The sequence below is a fragment of the Roseomonas sp. TAS13 genome (genome assembly GCF_001950415.1).
In the GTDB taxonomy this organism is placed as follows: domain Bacteria; phylum Pseudomonadota; class Alphaproteobacteria; order Acetobacterales; family Acetobacteraceae; genus Roseomonas; species Roseomonas mucosa.
In genome coordinates, this window is record NZ_BDLP01000334.1 from 1 (window position 1) to 4,762 (window position 4,762).

At 70.8% G+C, this 4,762-nt stretch carries 4 protein-coding genes and 1 pseudogene; 1 reads left to right on the forward strand and 4 read right to left on the reverse strand.

Features of this window, described 5'->3' with window-relative positions; genetic code table 11:
• Together ROTAS13_RS19470 and ROTAS13_RS19475 are read right to left on the reverse strand one after the other, a co-directional pair.
• Positions 1–295, reverse strand: a pseudogene (locus tag ROTAS13_RS19470) (hypothetical protein); the annotation flags it as partial.
• Complete coding sequence (locus ROTAS13_RS19475; protein ID WP_019461738.1) at positions 292–2,154, reverse strand: ABC-F family ATP-binding cassette domain-containing protein; 1,863 nt, start codon at positions 2,152–2,154, stop codon at positions 292–294. The gene ROTAS13_RS19475 and the pseudogene ROTAS13_RS19470, both read right to left, overlap by 4 nt.
• Positions 2,155–2,592: 438 nt before the next feature.
• On the opposite strand from ROTAS13_RS19475, the gene ROTAS13_RS19480 reads away from it, so the two are divergent.
• The gene (locus tag ROTAS13_RS19480) at positions 2,593–2,826 is read left to right on the forward strand and encodes a hypothetical protein (RefSeq protein ID WP_019461737.1); all 234 of its coding nucleotides are present in this window, start codon (positions 2,593–2,595) and stop codon (positions 2,824–2,826) included.
• Positions 2,827–2,917: 91 nt separating this feature from the next.
• Here ROTAS13_RS19480 and ROTAS13_RS19485 read toward each other — a convergent pair whose 3' ends face one another.
• Together ROTAS13_RS19485 and mtgA are read right to left on the reverse strand one after the other, a co-directional pair.
• Positions 2,918–3,847: an FkbM family methyltransferase gene (locus tag ROTAS13_RS19485; protein ID WP_171979163.1), complete on the reverse strand. Its 930-nt coding sequence runs from the start codon at positions 3,845–3,847 to the stop codon at positions 2,918–2,920.
• Between the two features lie 138 nt (positions 3,848–3,985).
• On the reverse strand, positions 3,986–4,762 hold a 777-nt coding region (gene mtgA / locus ROTAS13_RS19490; RefSeq protein WP_371329207.1), incomplete at its 5' end, for a monofunctional biosynthetic peptidoglycan transglycosylase.

Consider the following 4,762-nt stretch of genomic DNA (forward strand, 5'->3'; position numbering starts at 1 on the left):
GGTACAGGGCGGTGATCTCGCCGGGAAAGCCCGCCGCCCTCAGCGCCGCGTCCCGCTGCGGGCCGCAGGCGCCGAAGCCGAGGAGCGGGGCGCCGGGTGCCTCCTGCAGCACGAGGACCGGGCGCGCCGCGGCATCGGCCAGCACCGCGCGCCAGATCGCCTCGCCGTCCTCCACGGTCCGCGCGGCGATCGCCGCCCCGGGCAGCAGGCCGGGATAGGTCTCGCGCCAGGCGGCGACATGGATCTCGGCGATCCGCCGTGCCTCGGCGGGATGGGCGGGGCGGATGGCGCTCATGCCGCTTCCAGCTTCTCCCCCAGCGCCAGCCACTCCTCCTCCAGCGCCTCCACCTCCCGCGCGATGGCGGCGCGGCGGGTATTGGCCCAGGCGATGTCGGCCGGCCTGCGCTTGGCATAGAACTCCGGGTCGGCGAGCTTGCGCTCGATCAGCCCGTCCTCCAGCCGCAGCTTCTCCAGCAGCTTCTCGATCTGCTTCACCCGTTCGCGCAGCGGCGCCAGGGCGGCGCGGGCCTCGGCGCGCTCGCGGCGGTCGTCGCGCTTCGCCGGGCCGGTGTCGCGCGCCACGGGGCGGGCGCGTTCGAGCAGGAAGTTGCGGTAGTCCTCCATGTCGCCATCGAAGGACGACACGGCGCCATCCGCCACCAGCCAGAGCCGGTCCGCCACCAGTTCCACCAGCCGCGGGTCGTGGGTGATCAGCACCACCGCGCCGCCGTAATCGGCCAGGGCGCGGATCAGCGCCTCGCGCGCATCCATGTCCAGGTGGTTGGTCGGCTCGTCGAGGATCAGCAGTTGCGGCGCATCGCGCGTGCAAAGCGCCAGCAGCAGCCGCGCCTTCTCCCCGCCCGAGCAGTCGCGCACCAGGGTCGTGGCACGGTCCTCGTCCAGGCCGAAGCGCGCGAGCTGGCCGCGGCACTGCGTTTCCGTCGCCTTGGGCAGCGCCGCCTGCATGTGTGTCAGCGGCGTGCCGTCCGGGTTCAGCTCCTCCGCCTGGTGCTGGGCGAAGAAGCCGACCTTGAGGCGCGGCGTGCGGCGGACCTCGCCGCCCATCGCCTCCATCCGCCCGGCGATCAGCTTGGCCAGGGTGGACTTGCCGTTGCCGTTGGCGCCCAGCAGCGCCACGCGGTCGTCGCTGTCCAGCCGCAGGTCCAGCCCCCGCAGGATCGGGCGCCCGTCATAGCCCACGCTGGCGCCCATCATGGTCAGGATCGGCGGCGCCACCTCGGCCGGCTCGGGAAAGGCGAAGGGGGTGACGCGGTCCTCGGTCACCGCCTCGATCGGCGGCAGCTTCTCCAGCGCCTTCAGCCGCGACTGCGCCTGCCGCGCCTTGCTGGCCTTGTAGCGGAAGCGGTCCACGAAGGCCTGCATATGCGCCCGCTCGGCCGCGATCTTCGTGTTCTGCGCCATCTGCTGCGCCCGGCGCTCGTTGCGGATGCGCAGGAACTCGCCATAGCCGCCGGGATAGGCGGTGATCTTCCCGCCCTCCAGATGCGCGATCCCGTCCACGCAGCGGTCCAGCAGGTCGCGGTCATGGCTGATGATGATCGCGGCGCCGGCGAAGCGGCGAAGCCAGCCCTCCAGCCAGATCGTCGCTTCCAGGTCCAGGTGGTTGGTCGGCTCGTCCAGCAGCAGCAGGTCCGGTTCCAGGAACAGCGCCCGGGCCAGCGCCACGCGCATCCGCCAGCCGCCGGAATACTCGCCCACCGGGCGCGCCTGCGCCGCCGCGTCGAAGCCCAGCCCGGCCAGCACCGTGGCGGCGCGCGCCGGGGCGGCGTCGGCGCCGATGGCGCGCAGGCGCTCGTGCAGCTCCGCCTCGCGCAGCGGCTCGACTCCGGCCTCTAGCTCCGCCAGCAGCGTGGCACGCTCGGTATCGGCCTCCAGCACCGTGTCCAGCAGCGAATCGGTGCCGCCCGGGGCCTCCTGCGCCAGATAGGCCATGCGGGCGCGCGCCGCGAAGCGGACCTCGCCGCCATCGGGCTGCAATTGCCCGGTCAGCACCCGGAACAGGGTGGACTTGCCGACCCCGTTGCGGCCGACGAGGCCGATCTTGTGCCCGGGGTCGAGTTGCAGCGAGGCGCCGTCCAGCAGCGTCCGGCCCGCGAGGCGCACGGTAAGGTCGTGGATGGCGAGGACGGTCATGCCGGAGTTCTAGAGCAGTTCCCGCCGGGCTGGAATTCATCCCTGTGGAGGAGTCGGAGGCCAGGCGGCGGCTCTGGCCAGAAACAGCACCATGATGTCTAAAAAATTGTAATAAAATTAAATTTATACAAATCTTCTAGTGCGCAAATATTGCTTCAATGCCTTTTTCACGATGGAGTGGTGGAAATTCCCGTAACACCTCCACAGAGAGAGCCACTTCTCGTTCGGCCCGTTCTGCAACCATTCATGCAACATGAACCAACAAAGTGATACCTTTGCTCAGCACGCTGTGCTAAGCCTACATTTGTAGATAAAATGATACTAACGAACGCGAATGAAACCTCTTCCAGCTGGCTCCGGAACGGCGATGGGATGGGTGTGCGGGCTGCATAGGTCTCTGTCGGGGTGCCTGTTCCGGGCGGGCAAGGGAGAGTGGGTATGGAGAAGGTGATCGCTGCGCCGGGACAGGACATGACGCTGGTCGCGGAGCGGCTTCCCCATGGTGACACTGTGGGGAACGGAGCCTACGCCGCGGATGCGGGCGCTCTGCTGCTCGTTCTCCTGCTCGTCGCCGCGCTGGGCCACTATTTCCATGATCGCCGGCGCCTGCCGCCCCGGAAGCGGGGCACGGCGGCCCTGACCCAGGATGGGACGCCCCGGTTGCGCCGCTGATCCCCCCGGATCGCACCGGCGCCTGCCGGCACCCCCGCGATGGAGGCGGAATCCGGCTCCACCCCTGCCTGTCGCCGGGCCGCCGCCCGCCTCAGAAACGCTCGCCCAGCAAGGTGATGGCGGGCGCGGTGGCGAGGCGGGCCGCCACGGCATTCACCTGCCGCAGATAAAGCGTGTTCGGATCGCCCGGCGCATCGCGCAGCGTGAGGGCGCGGCGACGCGGGTCGTAGTCGAAGGGGGCGAAGCCCTGCGCGCGCAGGAGATCGTCGATCCGCCGGGTGCTGTCGCCATAGCGTTCCGCGTGCGCCATGGTCTCGACCAGCACTGCCCGCAGCCCCGGACGGGCCAGGAGCTTCCCGGCCCCGGCCAGGATCCGCGCCTCGTAGCCCTCGACATCCAGCTTCAGCAGAAGCGGCGTGCGGTGGGGCAGGATCTCGTCCAGCGTGGAGACGGAGATGTGGACGGCGTCCTCCGCCTCGCGCTCCAGCAGCACCCGGTTAGCGGCGCCGCGCCGGGCGCTGAGCCGCAGCGTGCCGGGGCGCTCGCCCAGGGCCAGCGGCAACACCGTCACGCGCGTCTCCAGGTCGTTGAGACGCAGGTTGTCGCGCAGATGCGGCAACGTGGCGGGCGCGGGCTCGAAGGCCAGCACCTCCGCCCCCGCCACGCCGGCGGCCAGGACGGTATAGGCGCCGATATTGGCCCCGATATCGGCGAAGAGGTCGCCCGGGCGCAGCAGATGCAGCAGGAAGCCCATCTCCGCGAAATCGCTCAGCCCGGCATAGAGGTTGGCGCTGGCGGAGGAATGCCCCCTTTGCAGTAGCAGCCGCGTCGGCCCGACAAAGGGCATCACCGCCGGCATGCCGGTGAGCCGTCCGCCGATCTGCCAACGCAGCAGGCGCAGGAGGGCGGCGGCGGGGCGCCGACCGGCCAGCGGGTGGTGCAGGATGAAGCGCAGCAGGCGGACGGGAACGCGAAGGCGCCGCAGCCCCGGCCAGGATGGCGGCTTTCCCCCGTGTGACATCGCCCCCGGCGGTTCCGGAGTCGGACGCCGCGGGTGAACCGTTGCGGGGGAAGGGGGCGTGGGGGCGGGGTTCACAACCCCAGATTGCGATATCCCGCTACGGATTGGCAACATTGCCGGGCGGCGCCCCAGCCTGTCTCAGCGGGTGCAATCGAGCAGCGGCCCCAGCTCGCCGATCCGTGCCCGGATCGTGGCGGCGCGCTGGCGCAGCCAGGTGCTGGGACGATTGGCGACCCAGTGCAGCGGGCTGGGCAGCACCACGGCGAGCTGGGTCGATTCCCGCAGCGTCAGCGCCGAGGCGGGCTTGTTGAAGAAGGCCCGGGCGGCGGCCTCCGCACCGTAGATGCCCGGCCCGAACTCGACGATGTTCAGATAGACCTCCAGCACCCGCTGTCTCGGCCAGAGCAGGGCGATCTGCGGCGTCAGCCAGGATTCCAGCAGCTTGCGCACGGGATCGCGCCCGGGCCAGAGCATCAGGTTCTTGGCCGTCTGCATGGTGATGGTGCTGGCGCCGCGCGGCCGCTCGCCTTCCAGCAGGGTCTCGACCTGGCCGCGCAGGGCGGGAAAGTCGAAGCCCAGGGCCTGGGTGCAGAAGGTGTTGTCCTCCGAGGCGATCACTGCCTGCGCGAGGCTGGGGGCGATCGCGTCATACGGCACCCAGTCGTGGTGCAGCTCGTAGCCCTGGATGCCGCGGATCAGCATCAGCGGCGTCACGGGCACGGGCAGCACGCGGAAGGCCAGGATGGTCGCCAGGGGCAGGGCGAGGAAGAGCAGCAGCAGCAAGCGGACCCAGCCCCCGGCCCAGCCACGGGCCTGTCCCAGAAGGCGTCCCAGAAGGCGTCCCGGCAGGTGTCCGGCGGGCGCGCGGCTTCCGGTGGGCACGGCGCCGCGGCCGGCCTCGCGCCGGCCCGGCCT